This is a genomic window from Massilia sp. DJPM01, from assembly GCF_030348125.1.
GTDB lineage: Bacteria > Pseudomonadota > Gammaproteobacteria > Burkholderiales > Burkholderiaceae_D > Telluria_A > Telluria_A frigida.
Window position 1 is genome coordinate 60,843 of record NZ_JAQOZV010000002.1, and the last position, 16,083, is coordinate 76,925.

15 protein-coding genes and 1 riboswitch are annotated in these 16,083 nt (G+C 64.9%); of the genes, 4 read left to right on the forward strand and 11 right to left on the reverse strand.

The features are described 5' to 3' along the window. The first annotated feature begins 10 nt into the window (after positions 1–10). Complete coding sequence (locus tag PO883_RS01655) at positions 11–520, forward strand: Lrp/AsnC family transcriptional regulator (RefSeq protein WP_167084137.1); 510 nt, start codon at positions 11–13, stop codon at positions 518–520. A gap of 3 nt (positions 521–523) precedes the next feature. Here PO883_RS01655 and PO883_RS01660 read toward each other — a convergent pair whose 3' ends face one another. From PO883_RS01660 to PO883_RS01690, 7 genes are all read right to left on the reverse strand, one after another. Then, positions 524–1,186: a GNAT family N-acetyltransferase gene (locus PO883_RS01660; RefSeq protein WP_289308214.1), complete on the reverse strand. Its 663-nt coding sequence runs from the start codon at positions 1,184–1,186 to the stop codon at positions 524–526. Positions 1,187–1,287: 101 nt separating this feature from the next. Continuing rightward, complete coding sequence (locus PO883_RS01665; RefSeq protein ID WP_289308215.1) at positions 1,288–2,913, reverse strand: DAHL domain-containing protein; 1,626 nt, start codon at positions 2,911–2,913, stop codon at positions 1,288–1,290. Next, positions 2,910–3,905: a cytochrome-c peroxidase gene (locus PO883_RS01670; RefSeq protein WP_289308216.1), complete on the reverse strand. Its 996-nt coding sequence runs from the start codon at positions 3,903–3,905 to the stop codon at positions 2,910–2,912. The genes PO883_RS01665 and PO883_RS01670 overlap by 4 nt, the downstream gene beginning before the upstream one ends. Before the next feature lie 31 nt (positions 3,906–3,936). Then, complete coding sequence (locus tag PO883_RS01675; protein WP_289308217.1) at positions 3,937–5,220, reverse strand: multifunctional CCA addition/repair protein; 1,284 nt, start codon at positions 5,218–5,220, stop codon at positions 3,937–3,939. Between the two features lie 28 nt (positions 5,221–5,248). Then, positions 5,249–5,971 (reverse strand): glutathione S-transferase family protein, encoded by a 723-nt coding sequence (locus PO883_RS01680; RefSeq protein WP_289308218.1) that lies wholly within the window; start codon positions 5,969–5,971, stop codon positions 5,249–5,251. A gap of 28 nt (positions 5,972–5,999) precedes the next feature. Next, positions 6,000–6,962 carry a complex I NDUFA9 subunit family protein gene (locus PO883_RS01685; RefSeq protein WP_289308219.1) on the reverse strand — a complete coding sequence of 321 codons (963 nt, stop codon included), beginning with the start codon at positions 6,960–6,962 and terminating at the stop codon, positions 6,000–6,002. Between the two features lie 37 nt (positions 6,963–6,999). Beyond that, positions 7,000–8,943, reverse strand: a complete 1,944-nt coding sequence (locus tag PO883_RS01690) for a lytic transglycosylase domain-containing protein (protein ID WP_289308220.1) — start codon at positions 8,941–8,943, stop codon at positions 7,000–7,002. A 36-nt stretch (positions 8,944–8,979) separates the two neighbouring features. On the opposite strand from PO883_RS01690, the gene PO883_RS01695 reads away from it, so the two are divergent. Continuing rightward, positions 8,980–9,603 (forward strand): 5-formyltetrahydrofolate cyclo-ligase, encoded by a 624-nt coding sequence (locus PO883_RS01695; protein WP_289308221.1) that lies wholly within the window; start codon positions 8,980–8,982, stop codon positions 9,601–9,603. 207 nt (positions 9,604–9,810) lie between these two features. Here PO883_RS01695 and metF read toward each other — a convergent pair whose 3' ends face one another. The 4 genes from metF to metK form a co-directional block, all read right to left on the reverse strand. Then, entirely contained in the window at positions 9,811–10,644 is an 834-nt protein-coding gene (gene metF / locus PO883_RS01700) for a methylenetetrahydrofolate reductase [NAD(P)H] (protein WP_289308222.1), read from the reverse strand. Further along, positions 10,631–10,984 (reverse strand): phage holin family protein, encoded by a 354-nt coding sequence (locus tag PO883_RS01705; RefSeq protein WP_167084637.1) that lies wholly within the window; start codon positions 10,982–10,984, stop codon positions 10,631–10,633. The genes metF and PO883_RS01705 overlap by 14 nt, the downstream gene beginning before the upstream one ends. An 85-nt stretch (positions 10,985–11,069) precedes the next feature. Then, positions 11,070–12,494, reverse strand: a complete 1,425-nt coding sequence (ahcY, locus tag PO883_RS01710) for an adenosylhomocysteinase (protein ID WP_167084166.1) — start codon at positions 12,492–12,494, stop codon at positions 11,070–11,072. Between the two features lie 26 nt (positions 12,495–12,520). Further along, positions 12,521–12,594: riboswitch (S-adenosyl-L-homocysteine riboswitch) on the reverse strand. A 412-nt stretch (positions 12,595–13,006) separates the two neighbouring features. After that, on the reverse strand, positions 13,007–14,173 hold the full coding sequence (metK, locus tag PO883_RS01715; RefSeq protein ID WP_289308223.1) for a methionine adenosyltransferase: 1,167 nt from the start codon (positions 14,171–14,173) through the stop codon (positions 13,007–13,009). Positions 14,174–14,360: 187 nt separating this feature from the next. Here metK and PO883_RS01720 point away from each other — a divergent pair, with 187 nt between their 5' ends. Continuing rightward, positions 14,361–15,212: a lysophospholipid acyltransferase family protein gene (locus PO883_RS01720; protein ID WP_289308224.1), complete on the forward strand. Its 852-nt coding sequence runs from the start codon at positions 14,361–14,363 to the stop codon at positions 15,210–15,212. Further along, the gene (locus PO883_RS01725; protein WP_289308225.1) at positions 15,209–16,078 is read left to right on the forward strand and encodes a lipid A biosynthesis acyltransferase; all 870 of its coding nucleotides are present in this window, start codon (positions 15,209–15,211) and stop codon (positions 16,076–16,078) included. The genes PO883_RS01720 and PO883_RS01725 overlap by 4 nt, the downstream gene beginning before the upstream one ends. Positions 16,079–16,083: the final 5 nt, after the last annotated feature.

A 16,083-nucleotide genomic window follows, 5' to 3' on the forward strand; every position in this document is an offset into this window, starting at 1 on the left:
CGGAGGAAATATGCCAAAAATTGTGCTGGATAAAACAGATCGGAAGATTCTGGCGATTCTGCAGGCGGACGGGCGCCTGTCGAACCAGGACGTGGCCGACCGGGTCAGCCTGTCGCCCTCGCCCTGCCTGCGCCGCATCAAGCGGCTGGAAGAAGCGGGCGTGATCCGCCAGTACGTGGCGCTGCTCGACCCGGCCCAGATCGGGCTCGGTTTGCTGGCGTATGTGAACGTGCGGCTGGAAAAGCACAGCGAGGGCTCCAGCAACGCGGCCGGCGCGCGCCGCGCCACCAGTTCGCCGCATACCGATTTCGCGCTGTCGGTCGAGCACTGGCCGGAAGTGGTGGCCTGCTATGCGATGACGGGGGAAATGGATTACCTGCTGCGCGTGCACGTGGAAGACATGGACCACTTCTCGCGCTTCATGATGCAGACGCTCCTGAGCCACCCGGCGGTGGCGGACGTGAAGTCGAGCTTCGCGCTGCAGCGGATCAAGGATACGACCGCGCTGCCGCTGGTCTGAGGCTTACTTCTTCGGCACGAAGAACTTGACGGCGGCGCGGGTGTTGGCCTTGAGGGTGTAGTCGATGGTGGCGAACTGCTCGTCGATGGCTTCCCTGAGCATGCTGGCCGGGTCGGGTGGCAGCAGGCGCAGGTAGGCATCGGCTTCGCCATAGTCGCGCTGGATTTCCATGCCGGCCTTTTTCGCGATGTGCATCATGGTCTGGTTGGACGAGAGGCAGTGCATATACAAGGTGTCGACATCGAGGTTGCGGCAGCGGATGGCGGCGCGCGCGAACAATTTGGAGCCGATTCCCAGCCCGCGCGCCGAGGCCGACACCGACACGCCGAATTCGGCCACGATATCCTTGGTGGTGCTGCTCAGGGCGTGCGACGAGGCTGGCCTGGGCGCGAAGGCCAGGTGGCCGACCGCGACCAGCTTGAAGACCAGGTTATACACGCCGTACACGGTATCGTGGGAAAAGTCGATCTTCGCGACATAGGCCGCCACCAGTTCATCGGGCAGGTTGGTGCCGAAGCGGAGCAAGCGGTCACTGTTGTCAAGCGCGAGGAAATGCTTGAGCACGCGGTGGCGGTCGCGTTCGTGGAGCTGCTTGACCAGCACCTTGCGGCGGCTCTTGCTGCCGCTGCGGGCGCTGAGCCAGTTGCTGAAGGGGTTTGTGAACATGATTGGGCCATTTTCCGTGACATTTATTGTGCAGCGCACCATTTACCCATTGTAGCGCATTCGGCCCGGCGCAACGCATGCGTCCGCGCCGCGTTGTCCGCTCAGCCGGAGGCGTCGGACCGGACCTGGGTTTCCTGCGCGGGCGCCGAGCCCTGCGCGGGAACCACGGCTTTGAAGTGGACAGTGCCCTCCATGACGACGTCCACCGCCATCGCCACTACCGCTGTCTCATTCCACTGCGCCTGCGGACTGAATGAAATCCCGTTCTTGCCGCCCTGCTTGGCCTGGTACATGGCCTGGTCGGCATCGGCCAGCAAGGCCGGCGCGCCACGCATGAAGCCTTCCTTGCCCTTGGCGCTGGCCACGCCGATACTGGCCGAGATGCGCACCGGGAAGCCGCCCGCCTCGGTGATCGAGCGGATCGCGTCGAGCGTCTGCTGCGCCACCCGCAAGGCGCCCTCGCGGCCACTGACCTCTTCCAGCAGGATCACGAATTCATCCCCGCCCAGGCGCGCCAGCGCATCTTCCTTGCGCAGCTTTTCCTGCACCCGTTTGGCCACTTCGCACAGCACCAGGTCCCCGGTCGCGTGCCCGTAGGTGTCGTTGACCGCCTTGAAGCCATCGAGGTCGATGAACATGGCCACCACCACGTCGCCGCGCCGGCCGGCCCGCACCAGCGCATGCGCCAGCAGGCGCGTGAGTTCGCCGTAATTGACCAAGCCGGTCAGGCTGTCATGCTGGGCCAGCTGCTTCAGGCGCGCCGACTGCGCTTCCAGCTCCGCCGTGCGCTCCGCCACGCGATGCTCCAGCGTCTCGTTGGCCGCCTGCAAACTGCGATTGACCTCGCCGATGATGCTGTAGCTGCGCAGCAGGCGCCGCGCCACGTACATCAACAGCAGCAGCAGCAAACCCGAATACGCAAACAGGTAAGTCCGGTAATGCTGCTTTTCGATCAGCACCTGGTCGAACGAGGTATCGAACAGGCTGCCCAGCTTGTCCATCGCCTCGGCGGTGCGGCTGTTCGCGATATGCATTTCGAGTTCGTTTTCCATCTGGCGGTAGCGCAGGATGGCGTGCGCGTGGCGCCCCAGTTCATCGATGGTGTCGCTCACGCTGTCCGAAAAATCGCCGCGCAGCGGCTGCATCGAGGCGATCGTGCGTTCGATCTGCGCCGCCAGCGCCGGCGACGGCGCCAGGTTGTAGCGCAGGATGTCGCTCAGCAGGCTATTCAGGGCGCTGTCGAGCGCCAGCACCGTGCGCGCCTGCACGATCGCGCCTTCGATGCCATTCAACTCGGTCTTCAGATCGGTGATCGCGGGCGGGAAAAAGATCAGCGAATTGCGCAAAATCGCGTTCTGGGTCTTGAACTGCTCGACCAGTTCTTCCTTCTTCACCAGCGCGCGCGTGACCTGCTCCAGCGCTTCCCCGGCCTTGGCATTGCCGGTGATGGGCAGCGCGGCGGCCAGGCGCAGCTGCAGTTCGCGCATGCGCGCCAGCGGTGCCGAGAGCGGGTCGTAATTGGTGTTCAAGCCGATGTGCGAGCGCAGGATGTTGACGTTCCACTCCGAATCGAGCTTTTCCAGCTCGCGCAGGTTGAGCATGATGCGGTTCTGCGCTTCGATGTCGACGGCCTGGGTGCGGTTGAACAGCACGCCCAGCACCACCATCAGCGCGGCCAGCAGCAGCAGCCCGGCGACGCGGCGCCAGGTGCCGAAGGCGCCCCTCATGGCGGAACTCCCGGGGGCGCTGCCGGCGGCACGCCCGGCACCAGCTTCTCGCCGCTCAGGGTGTGCAGGAAGCGCACGATCAATTCCTTGTCCTGCTGCGAGGCGGTGCGTCCGAGCTGGTATTTGAACATCAGCTCGACCGCCTGGTCGAGCGTGCCGACCGAGCCGTCATGGAAGTACGGCGCGGTCAGCGCGACATTGCGCAGGCCGGGCACGCGGAACACGTTGCGGTCGAGGTTGCGGCCGGTGACCTGGTAGCGGCCCAGGTCGGCGCCGCTGGTTTCCAGCCCCGGCATCTCGCGCATCGCGCCCAGTTTCTGGAACAGGTTACCGCCCACGTTGATGCCCTGGTGGCAGGCCGCGCAGCCGTAGCTCTTGAAGCGCAGGTAGCCGCGTTCTTCCTCGGCCGTGATGGCGCCGGCCTCGCCGCGCAGGTAGCGGTCGAAGCGCGACGGCGTCGCCAGCGAACGCAGATACTGGTCGAGCGCGTCGCGCACATAGGCCGGACGCATGACGTCGCCGTACACCTCCACGAACTGGGCCGACAGCGCCTCGTCCCGGGCCAGGCGCGCGGCCATCAGCTCCCAGTTGTCGGCAAAGCCCTTGGGCTTGATGATCACGTGGTCGAGCAACTGCTCGACACCGCTGTGGCGCCCGGTCCAGGTCTGGCGGTAATTGAAACTGCTGTTGTAGACCGTCGGGGTGTTGAAACGCGCCGGCTTGCCGTCCGGCCCCATGGAAAGGGCCTTGCCGTCGGTGCCGCCACGGCGCAACTGGTGGCAGGTGGCGCAGCTGTGCGTGCTGTCGCGCGAAAAACGCGGGTCCTGGAACAGGCGCGCGCCGAGCGCGATGCGCGCCGGGTCGGCCACCGCCTTGAGCGGCAGCGGACGGATTGGCTCATTGACAAGCGCCTGGGCCGCAGCGGCGCCTGCCCAGCAGCAGGCGAGCGCCACAAGGGCCCGACTCAGGGACCGGCGCAAGGTGGACAGCATCCCGTTTCTCCGTGTCAATGCCAATATCGGATCAAAGAATAGCAGGATTCGCACCGGTCCTGTCGTCCGCCTGACCGGGCTCGTCGCCGAGGCGCAAGGCCGCCTTGACGGCCGAGACGCGCGCCGTATGCACGGCGTGGGGAATTTGCTGCTTGTTGTCGCCGCAGCGCAACGCCACCTCGCCGGCGTTGACCGAGCGCGCCGCCGCCAGGGCGCCGAGCAGGTAGGGCCCTTGCGGATACGGCCGGGTGCGGAAATCGTCGCCCGCGCCGCCACGTCCGCGGGAGTCGCATTCGGCCGCCAGCAGCATCTGTTCAAAACGGAGCGGCTTGCGGAAGGCGTCGCAACGCTCGAACAGGGTCACCAGGGTATTCGCGCGCAATTGCTGGGCGCGGCTGACGTTGCCGTGCTCGCGCGCCGTCATGATGGCCAGGTCGCGGCACTCGCTTGGCACCTTGAGGCGCGCGCAGACGGCCTCGATCAGGGCCAGGCCAAGCTGCTCGTGGCCGTGGTGGCGCGGCCAGTGTTCGGCGGGCGTGGCGCCCTTGCCCAGGTCGTGCATCAGGGCGGCGAAGCGCACCGGCAAATCGACACCGCGTTCGGCCGCGTAGTCGATCACCAGCATCATGTGCACGCCGGTATCGATTTCGGGGTGGTGCAGCGGCGGCTGCGGCACGCCCCACAAGGCATCCAGCTCCGGCATGATGCGCCCAAGCGCCCCGCACTCGCGCAGCACGGCCAGCATGCGCGACGGGGTTTGCTCCATCAGGGCGCGCGCCACTTCCTGCCAGACCCGCTCGGCCACCAGGGCGTCGACTTCGCCCGCCAGCACCATGCGCCGCATCAGTTCCATCGTTTCGGGCGCCACCGTAAAGCCGGGAAAGCGCGCCGCGAAGCGCGCCAGGCGCAGGATGCGCACCGGGTCCTCGGCAAAGGCATCGGAGACGTGGCGGAAGATTTTCGCTTCCAGGTCGCGCTGGCCGCCGAACGGATCGGTGATGGTCCCGTCGGCGTCGCGCGCGATGGCGTTGATGGTCAGGTCGCGCCGCACCAGGTCTTCTTCGAGCGTGACGTCGGGCGAGGTGTGGAACACGAAGCCGCGGTAGCCGGGCGCGGTCTTGCGCTCGGTGCGGGCGAGCGCGTACTCTTCCTGCGTCCTGGGATGCAGGAAGACCGGGAAGTCCTTGCCGACCGGGCGAAAGCCTTCGGCCAGCATGTCTTCGGGCGTGGCGCCGACCACGATCCAGTCGCGGTCCTGCACCGGCAGGCCCAGAAGGCCGTCGCGCACGGCGCCGCCTACGATGTATGTTTTCATGCTGAAGATAGTGTTGACTGAACCGCTATTATGGCTTGCCGCGGATTTCTTCGTCATGCTGGGCGGCGATGTCGGTTTCGGCCAGCGCTTCGCGCACCCAGCGCGCCACGGCCGGGTGGGCCTGGACCCGCTCGCAGTAGGCTTGCAGGGCCGGCGCCAGCGCCACGCCGTAAATCCGGAAGCGCATCACCACCGGCGCGAAAAACGCGTCCGCGATCGAAAAATCGCCGAACAGGAACTGGTGGTGGCCGAAGCGCGACAGGCACTCTTCCCAGATCTCGCTGATGCGGCCGATGTCGCCCTGGGCGCCCGGGGTGCGCCCGCGTCCCGGAAGGCTCATGCGGATATTCATCGCCATGGCGCTGCGCAGGTCGGCAAAGCCACTATGCATTTCGGCCGTCACCGAACGCGCCATCGCGCGCGCCGCCACGTCCTGCGGCCACATGTGCTTTTCCGGGAATTGCTCGGCCAGGTATTCGCAGATCGACAGGCTGTCCCAGATCGTCATTTCGCCGGCGATCAGTACCGGCACCCTGCCCGCGCCGGAATACTCGGCGATGCGCGCGGACGTATCGGGCTGGTCGAGCAGCACCCGCACTTCGTTGAACGGAATGCCGAAGGCGGTGGCCGCCACCCACGGCCGCATCGACCAGGTCGAATAATTCTTGTTGCCGATAATGAGGGTCAGGCCGGCCTTGCGGGCATCGTCCAGGGTCTGCGAGAGGGTCGGGTCAAGTTCTGTGGTTTGCATTGTGACAGTTCCGAAAAAAAGTGAATGGTCAGCGTCCCGCGCGCGCGCGGTAATCGTCGAAGCGTTCGTGTGGCGCCAGGTAGCGCGGCGCCACCGCTTCCAGCGCGCGCAGGTGCAGGCCGAGGGCGGCGGCGGTGGTGGCCTGGATGGCCGGATCGACCACGTTATCGACCTTCATCGAATCGAGGTTGTCGCGGCTGATGATGGGGGCGCCCGGCAGCAGCTCGAACAGCATGGCCTGGAGGCGCGCCAAGGGGTCGGGAATGCCGAACACCGGCCGCCGGTGGCCCGCGTAGCGTCCGGCCAGGCGCACCAGTTCGGCCAGCGAATAGATCTGCGGGCCACCCAGACCATACACCTGATGGCGCGTTTTCAGGTCGCCCAGCGCGTGGGTGAAGGCGTCGGCCACGTCGGCCACGCAGATCGGCTGGAAGTCGGTGGCGGCGCCGGCCAGCGGAATACACGGCAGCCACTTCTGCATGCGCGCGAAGGTGGTGAGAAAACTGTCGCCCGGGCCGAACACCACCGACGGACGGAAGATCGTGGCCGCCACCGAGGGTTCGGCGCGCGCGGCCACTTCGCCGTCGGCCTTGGAGCGCTGGTACATCGACGGGCCGTCGGCGGCCGCGCCCAGGGCGCTCATATGCAGGTAGCGCGCAACGCCGGTGGCGGCGCAGGCGGCGACGATACGGCGCGGCAGTTCGACGTGGGCGCGCTTGAAGTCAGGCCCGTACGGCTGGCCGCGGCGCGAATGCAGCACCCCCACCAGGTTGATGGCGGCATCGGCCCCGGCCAGCAGGCGGCGCAGGGTGGCGTCGTCGCCGATGTCGGCCCCCACCACCTCCACGCGCGGCAGGAAGATCAGGTGCCTGGCGCGTTCGGCGCGGCGGGTCGGCACGATCACGCGCGCGCCCTCTTGTGACAGGCGCGCCACCAGATGGCTGCCGATGAAGCCGGAGCCGCCGAACACCACTACCGTCATGTCTTTCATCGTGCTCGCTCCTCAATGATGGCGCCGCGCTAGCGCATCAGGGCAGCTCGTTGCCCTGGACTCGTGGCAACACTTTGCCAAGACGCGCCTTGAGCGACTGCGGCTTGTTCTCGAACATGGCCGCGTAGTTGGTCGCGTTGGACATCACATTCTTGACGTAGATCCGGGTTTCCATGTACGGGATCGACTCGGCGAAGATGGCCCCTTCCATCGGCTCGTCGAGCTTGGAGCGCCAGTTGCGCATGCGTCCCGGTCCGGCGTTGTAGGCGGCCGTGGCCAGGGTCTGGGAACCGTCGGCGTTGGCCAGCACCATGCTCATGTAGTTAGCCCCGAGCAGGATATTGGTGCGCACGTCGGTCAGCTTGTTCTTGACATAGTCGCCCAGGCCGATCTTGCGCGCCACATAGGTGCCGGTGGAGGGCATGACCTGCATCAGGCCGGAGGCGCCCACGGTCGACCGCGCGTCCATGATGAAGCGCGATTCCTGGCGGATCAGGCCATATACCCAGGCCCGGTCCAGGCCGAGCTGCTGCGCGGTCGGGTGCAGGATGTCGTTGTGCGGCGTCGGGAAGCGCTGGGTGTAGTCGAACTGGGTGCGGGTGCGGTCCGAGGTATTGACCATGCGGTCGAGGATCTGGTTCATGCGCGCGAATTCGGCTGCGGCCAGCAGTTCGCGTTCGCTGAATTTGCGCAGTTCCCAGTTCCACTCGCGCGTGCCCTCGGGGCGCAGGCGCAGGCTGAAGAACTTGAGCGCCCGGCGCAGGCCAGGGTTGCTGGCCATGGGCGCCATTTCCTCGGGCGTGAGGGCGGGACCGGGCGGCGGAATCGAAATGAGCTGGCCCAGTTCTTCCAGCGCCAGCTGGCCATAAAAACTGTTCTGGTCGGCGATACGCTGGTACAGGGCCACGGCCGCCTCGTGGGCGCCGTGTTCGGCCTGCTGCGCGCGGCCCAGCCAGTAAGTCCAGCCGGGTTGGGCGCGCAGCGGGGCCGGCATCGATTCGATGCTGGCCTTGACGGTTTTCCAGTCGGCGCGGCGCAGGGCGATCCGGGTTTTCCACTGGACCTGTTCGGCCGTGAGCGGCGCGCCGGCGCTCTTGCGCCAGTAATCGTAGGCTTCGGGGGCGAGCGTCAGGGAAGCGGCGTGCGCAATGCCGGCCCAGCCGATGGCTTGTTCCTGCGGCGACAGGCGCGGCGCGTTCTTTTCCAGGGCGACCACGGCCAGCTTCTGGCTGGTGCGCGCCATGCGGGCCACCGCCATCAGATAGACTTCGTGGTCGGCGCGGGTGTCGCCGATCCCGCGCGCCATGGCCAGCGCCGGCAGGTCGACCGCTTGCGAGGCGTGCAGTTCGGATACGCCGAGCAGCGCGGCGATGCGGCGCGCCGGGCCGGTGGCGCGGGTTTCGCCGGCCAGGCGCAGCTGGGCCAGCAAGTCATTGGCGTCGAACTGGCCGGACTGGGCAAGGGTGGAAATGAGGGCGCCGCAAGCGTCGCCGTAGCCGGGCGGATTGGCCAGCAGCGCACGGGCGTCGTCGGCCACCTTGTCGCCGCGCGCCACGCGCGACATCAGGGCGTAGCACTTGACCTGGGTGTCGTCGTTAAGCACGAACAGGGGCAGTTGCTGGTCAAAATTGGCCCAGTCGCGCGCGCGGCCCAGTTCCAGCAGCCAATCGTTGCGCAGGCGATCGGCGATGGCCAGGCCTTTGTAGCGGGTGAGGAAATCGCGGAATTCATCGCCCGAGGCGACCCGCATGCGGGTTTTGAGCCGATAATAATCGACATACGACGGAATCGGATAGTTCTGCAGGCGCGAGGCATACGCGTTGGCCTTGGCCGCGTCATCCTGGCGCGAGGCCTCGCGCAGCAGCAGGAAGGTGTCGTCGTCGGCACGCGGGTCGTACGGGGGCACTGGCGCCTGGGCGTAGGCGGGAATCAGGCAGGCTCCGGCGACAGTCGCGACGGCAAACAATTTTGGCAAAAACATCAGTATGCAACTCTCCATGGATACTTCATTTAACACATGACCGGCGAACCTAGAATACCATGCGCAAGTGCTGCCCTGCCAGCATCGGCGAACTCGCATGCTGCATTCGCACATGGGACCGACAAGGCCGCGTTGCGCACGATGCTGAAGGCGGCCCGGCGCGCGCTCGATCCCGTGCAAAAGGCGCAGCGCGATGCCGCGATCGGCGCGCGCGTGCTGGCGTGGTGGCGGGGCCGCGCGGCTGGCGAGGCCGCGCTGCTGGGGGTGTACTGGCCGCTGCGGGGCGAGCCCGATTTGCATCCGCTCTACGCCGAACTGGCGCGGTCCGGGGTGCGGCTGGCACTGCCGCTGGTGGTAGCGCCCGATACAGCGCTGGCGTTCGTGGAGTGGGTGCCGGGCGAGGACATGCTGAGCGACCGGATGGGGGTGGCGGTGCCGGCCGTGCGGCGGGTGCTGGAGCGCCCGCCCGTGCTGCTGGTGCCGTGCCTGGGGTTTACCGCCGAGCGCTATCGGCTGGGGTATGGCGGGGGCTATTACGACCGCACGCTGGAGGCGCTGCCGCGGCCGTACACGGTGGGGATTGCGTATGCGGGCGATCAGGTGGCGTTTGCCGGCGCGCAGCATGATGTGGCGCTCGATCTGCTGATAACGGAAGGGTGATTGCTATCTTTCACCACCAGCACGCGCTGCGTCGCCCCTGCGCCAAGGCGGCACTCGGCAGGAACAAGTGCGCTCTCAAGCCACAGAGGGCGCTTCGAACTTGGGTCCCCGCCGAGTGCCGTCTTGGCGCGAGGACGACGGTTTTCAGGTCAATGCAGGAACAAGTGAGCCGCTGGCATGCATCACCATACAGCCCTCAAGCAGCCCTTAAGCAGCCTTCAAGCGCTCCCACAAGGCCGTCGTCGCCACCGCCTGGTTCATGCTGTAGAAATGCAAGCCCGGCGCGCCGCCGGCCAGCAAGCGCTCGCACAGCTGGGTCACCACATCGAGCCCGAAGGCCTTGATCGAGGCGCTGTCATCGCCGAAACTGGCCAGCTTCAAGCGCACCCAGCGCGGAATTTCCGCCCCGCACATGTCCGAAAACCGCATCAACTGCGTGTAATTGGTAATCGGCATGATGCCAGCGACCACGGGAATGTCGATCCCCAGCTTGCGGGTCTGGTCCATGAACGCAAAATACGCGTCGGCGTTGTAAAAATACTGGGTGATCGCGGCATTCGCGCCGCAATGCACCTTGCGCGCGAAGTTCTGCAAATCATCCTGCGGCGACCTGGCTTGCGGATGCACCTCGGGATAGGCCGCCACTTCGATGTGGAACCAGTCGCCCGTCTCCGCCCGGATGAACTCGACCAGCTCGCTGGCATAGCGCAGCTCGCCCGCGCCGCCGTAGCCACTCGGCAAATCGCCGCGCAAGGCTACCAGGCGCCGGATGCCGTGCGACTGGAACTGTTTCAGGATCGTGCGGATCGACTCGCGCGATGCGCCCACGCAAGACAGGTGGGGTGCGGCCTGGTGGCCCTCGCCGAGGATCTCGACCACCGTGTCGAGCGTGCCCTGCTGGGTGCTGCCGCCGGCGCCGAAGGTGACCGAGAAATATTTAGGTTGCAGCAGCGCCAGTTTGGCGCGCGCCACGCGCAGCTTGTCCGCCCCGTCAGGGGTCTTGGGCGGATAGAATTCGATGCTGAAGTCAGGATTTGCCATCTTTTTTGAGGAGTAAGGTAGACAGCGCCCACGAAATGATGCTGTACAGGATGGCGGCAATGAAAGCCGACCAGAAACCTGACACTTGGAATCCATCGATCAGGTTCGCGACTGCCCAGAACAGCAGCGCATTGATCACGAGGATGAACAACCCCATGGATAGCAGGGTTACGGGCAGAGTCAGCAGAACCAGCACCGGACGGATCAGGGTATTGACCAGCCCGAGCACGAGCGCGGCGACCAGGGCCGCGCCGAGATTCGTGACTTGAACCGAGCTCATCAGGAATGGCAGCGCGCATAGCGCCACTGCGTTAATCAACCACGTCAAAAGTAAGCGCATAAGGGGAAGCGAAAGTCCGGTTGATAAGGGCACGACATGAGCCGGCGCGCGCTCCGCCATGCGGGCGGCGCGCCGGTGCTACTGATTAATAGCGGTAGTGGTCAGGCTTGTAAGGGCCTTCCTTGCTGACGGTGATGTAGGCCGCTTGCTCGTCGGTCAGCACGGTCAGTTGTGCATTGAGCTTTTTGAGTTGCAGGCGCGCCACTTTCTCGTCCAGGTGCTTCGGCAGCACGTACACGCCGACCGGATACTTGTCGGTGTTGGCGAACAGCTCGATCTGGGCGATGGTCTGGTTCGCGAACGACGAGCTCATCACGTACGATGGGTGGCCGGTACCGCAACCGAGGTTGACCAGGCGGCCTTCCGCCAGCAAGATGATGCGCTTGCCGCTTGGGAAGATGACGTGATCGACCTGCGGCTTGATGTTATCCCACTCGTATTTCTTGATCGATGCGACATCGATTTCGTTATCGAAGTGGCCGATATTGCAGACGATGGCCTGGTCTTTCATGGCCAGCATGTGCTGTTCGGTCAGGATATGGTAGTTGCCGGTGCAAGTGACGAAGATGTCGCCGTGTTCGGCGGCGTAATCCATGGTCACGACGCGGTAGCCTTCCATCGCCGCCTGCAGTGCGCAGATCGGATCGATTTCGGTGACCCACACTTGCGCCGACAGCGCGCGCATGGCCTGGGCCGAGCCCTTGCCCACGTCGCCATAGCCGGCGATGACGGCCACTTTGCCGGCGATCATCACATCGGTGGCGCGCTTGATGCCATCGACCAGCGATTCGCGGCAACCGTACAGATTGTCGAACTTCGACTTGGTGACCGAATCGTTGACGTTAATGGCCGGGAAGGCCAGCTTGCCCTCCTTGTGCATCTGGTACAGGCGGTGCACGCCGGTGGTGGTTTCCTCGGTCACGCCGAGGATTTGCGGCAGGCGCTTGGAGTACCAGGTGGCATCCTTGGCCAGATGCGCCTTGATCGAGTTGAACAGGCAGATTTCCTCTTCCGAACCCGGCTTGGCCAGCACCGAGGGATCGGTTTCGGCGCGCGTGCCCAGGTGCAGCAGCAGGGTGGCATCGCCGCCATCGTCGAGGATCATGTTCGAGTACACCGGCTGGCCGGCTTCGCTTGGCCAATCGAAGATACGGTGGGTGTAATCCCAGTATTCATCCAGGGTTTCGCCCTTGACGGCGAACACAGGGGTGCCGGCGGCGGCGATGGCGGCGGCGGCATGGTCCTGGGTCGAGTAGATATTGCACGATGCCCAACGGACCTTGGCGCCGAGGGCTTCCAGGGTCTGGATCAGCACGGCGGTCTGGATGGTCATGTGCAGCGAACCGGTGATGCGCGCGCCCTTGAGAGGCTGGGCCGCGGCGAATTCCTCGCGGATAGCCATCAGGCCCGGCATTTCGGTTTCAGCGATCTTGATTTCCTTGTTGCCCCAGGCAGCGAGGGAAATATCGGCGATGTGGAAGTCTTGCGAAGATTTGAGTACGGCGTTCATCACGCCCTCCTTTCAGTTAGAAAAAAGTAACGTGAGCGCGGTTGCGGTGGATTTCCGAGCCTGGCGAAATGGGAATTTCGTCGCAACGCTCCTCGGAACGGAGAAGTTTAGCCGCTAACGCCAAGTTGCGCCAGCCAAATTTCGCCCGCGCGGCAAAAACGCTGCAGCGCAACATGTCTTAACCGGGGTCTGACCTCTGATTCGAAACATTTCAAATCGGAGGTCAGACCCCGGCCGATAGGAGGTCAGACCCCGGTCGATAAATCTTGCCCCGAAGTGTATAGATGCTGCGTCATGCGAGAGCGAAACGCGGGGGAAATGGAACTGTGGACGATCTCTGGCGAGATTCGTGCGAATTTAGCAGGAATCGCCAGTGTTTTCGTTGTCGCCGCGAAAATCGGCAACAAACGAAAACCGGGGTCTGACCTCTGATTCGCAATGTTTCGAATCAGAGGTCAGACCCCGGTTGGAGGGTGCAAACCGCGCCGGATGGCGGGTTTGCACGATGTGGATCAGGACAGGCCGGCTTCGGCGCGCAGCAGCGCGACTTTGTCGGTGCGCTCCCAGGTGAATTCCGGCTCTTCACGGCCGAAATGGCCGTACGCCGCACTCTTCTGGTAGATCGGACGCAGCAGGTCAAGCATCTGGACGATGCCTTTCGGACGCAGGTCGAAGTGTTCCATCACCAATGCGGCGATCTTTTCGTCGGAAATCACGCCAGTGCCTTCCGTGTAGACAGTGATGTTGATCGGCTTGGCCACGCCGATCGCGTAGCTGACCTGCACCTGGCACTGGCGCGCCAGTCCGGCCGCAACCACGTTCTTGGCCACGTAGCGCGCCGCATAGGCCGCGGAACGGTCGACTTTGGATGGATCCTTGCCCGAAAACGCACCGCCGCCGTGGGGAGCGGCGCCGCCGTAGGTGTCGACAATGATCTTGCGCCCGGTCAGGCCGCAATCGCCCTGCGGACCGCCAATCACGAAGCGCCCGGTCGGGTTGACCAGGTAGCGCGTGCCATGCAGCCATTCGGCCGGCAGCACTTTCTTGATGATCTCTTCAATCACCGCTTCTTCGATCTGCCTGTGCGTCACTTCCGGCGCGTGCTGGGTCGACAGCACCACGGTGTCGACCCCAACCGGACGGCCGTCGACGTAGCGCAACGTCACTTGCGACTTGGCATCCGGACGCAGCCACGGCAGGCGGCCATCCTTGCGCAGCTGCGACTGGCGCTCGACCAGGCGGTGCGCGTAGTGAATCGCGGCCGGCATCAGCTCGGCCGTCTCGTCGCAGGCGTAGCCGAACATCAAGCCCTGGTCGCCAGCGCCCTGGTCCAGGTCGAGCCCGGCGCCTTCGTCCACGCCCTGGGCGATGTCGGGCGATTGCTTGTCGTAGCAAACCATCACGGCGCAGCCGCGGTAGTCGATGCCGTAGTCGGTGTTGTCGTAGCCGATGCGCTTGATGGTTTCGCGCGCGACCTGAATATAATCGACGTTGGCGTGGGTGGTGATTTCACCGGCCAGCACCACCAGACCCGTATTGCATAAAGTCTCGGCAGCAACGCGCGCTTTCGGGTCTTGCTCAAGGATGGCGTCGAGGATGGCGTCGGAAATTTGGTCGGCTACCTTGTCGGGATGGCCTTCCGAGACGGATTCGGATGTGAAGAGGTAATCGTTTGACATGCAATGCTCCTGTTACTGGTGGATTGAAGTCGCAGTAACCAGGTTGCCTGCGACGCTTTAGCGACATTTATATTCCGCTTCGCAAGTTGTCTATTAACTCGGCGGATCCTGCATACGTGGTATTTTACGCTCCCTTGAGAAATTTTGGCTAGGCAACTAGCCGTTTGTTGAACGACCGTCAAAAACCATGTTAGTTCCCCTCTTCCGTACCTTATCGAAGCTGCCGCTGCCGGTCCTGCATGTCATGGGCGCCGCGCTGGGCTGGTTCGTGTATCTCGCTTCCCCTTCCTACCGCAGGCTGATGCGTACCAATCTGCGCGCGGCCGGCTTCGGCCAGCACTTGTCGGCCGCCATCGCCGAGTCCGGCAAGTCGATCATCGAACTGGCCTTCGTGTGGTGCGCGCCGCCCGACAAAGTGGCGCGCCTGGCGACCGACGAGAACTGGGACTATGTGCAGTCAGTCCTCGACGCCGGCCGCGGCATCGTGTTCCTCACGCCACACCTGGGCTGCTTCGAGATCACCGCCCAGCAGATCGCGCTGCGCACCAAGCTGACCGTGATGTACCGCCCGCCCAAGCAGGCCGCCTTGAAACCCTTGATCGAGGGCGCGCGCGCGCGCCACAATCTGCATCTGGCGCCGGCCAATCTGTCGGGCGTGCGGATCCTGGCCAAGTGCCTCAAGCGCGGCGAGCCGATCGGGGTGCTGCCGGACCAGGTACCGCAGGAGGGCGAAGGCGTCTGGGCACCGTTTTTCGGACGCCCGGCCTATAGCATGACCTTGCCGGCCAAGCTGGCCCAGATGGGCAATGCCGAGATCATCCTGGTGTACGCCGAGCGGCGCCCGCGCGGCCAGGGTTTCATCGTGCGTTTCGTGCCGTTCGGCGAGAAACTCGACGGCAGCGCCGCCGCGCAGGCGAGCACCATCAACCGCGCCATGGAGCAGTTGATCGCGCGCTGCCCGGCCCAGTATTTCTGGAGTTATAACCGCTACAAGCAGCCCGGCGGCGTGGCCGCGCCCGACGCCCAGGAGAACCCATGAAGATCCTGCTGGGCCTGATGTGGCTGATGCACTGGTTGCCCCTGCCCCTGCTGGGGCGCATCGGCACGGGCGTGGGCAGCCTGCTGTTCATGGTGCTCAGGAAGCGCCGCCATATCGCGCTGACCAATCTGCGCATGTGCATGCCGGAACTCTCCGAGGCGCAGCGGGTGGTGCTGGCACGCCAGCATTTCCAGTCGTATTCGCGCAGCGTGTGGGAGCGCGCCATTCTGTGGTGGGCGCCGAAAGCGCGCCTGCGCCGCCTGATCCGGGTCGAGCCGGGTGTGCCGCTGGAACAGATCGCATCCCGCCCGACCATCTTGCTGTGCCCGCACTTCGTCTGCCTGGACGTGGCCGGCGTGGCGGTCATGCTGGAAATGAATTTGTGCTCGATGTATGTGCCGCAGAAAAATGTCGTCTTCGACGAGGTCTTGCGCAAGGGCCGCACCCGGTTTCGTCCGGTGCAATTGTTCTCACGTAAGGAGGGGGTCAAGCCGATCCTGCGCGCGATGCGCGAGCATCTGCCCTACTTCATGCTGCCGGATATGGATTTCGGCGACAAGGATGCCGCATTCGTGCCGTTTTTCGGCATCCCCGCCGCCACCCTGACCGCGCCCGGCCGCATTGCGGCGGCCACCGGGGCCCAGGTGATTCCGGTGGTGGCGACTTTCTTGCCTGATTACACGGGCTGGAAGGTGACGTTTTACCCGGCCTGGGAAAATTATCCGGGCGGCGACATGGCGGAATCGGCGCGCCGCATGAATGCCTTCATCGAGGAACGGGTGCGCGAGGCGCCGGCCGAGTATTTCTGGACGCACAAGCGCTTCAAGACCCGTCCGCCGGGCGCGCCTTCACCGTATGTGAAATAATCATC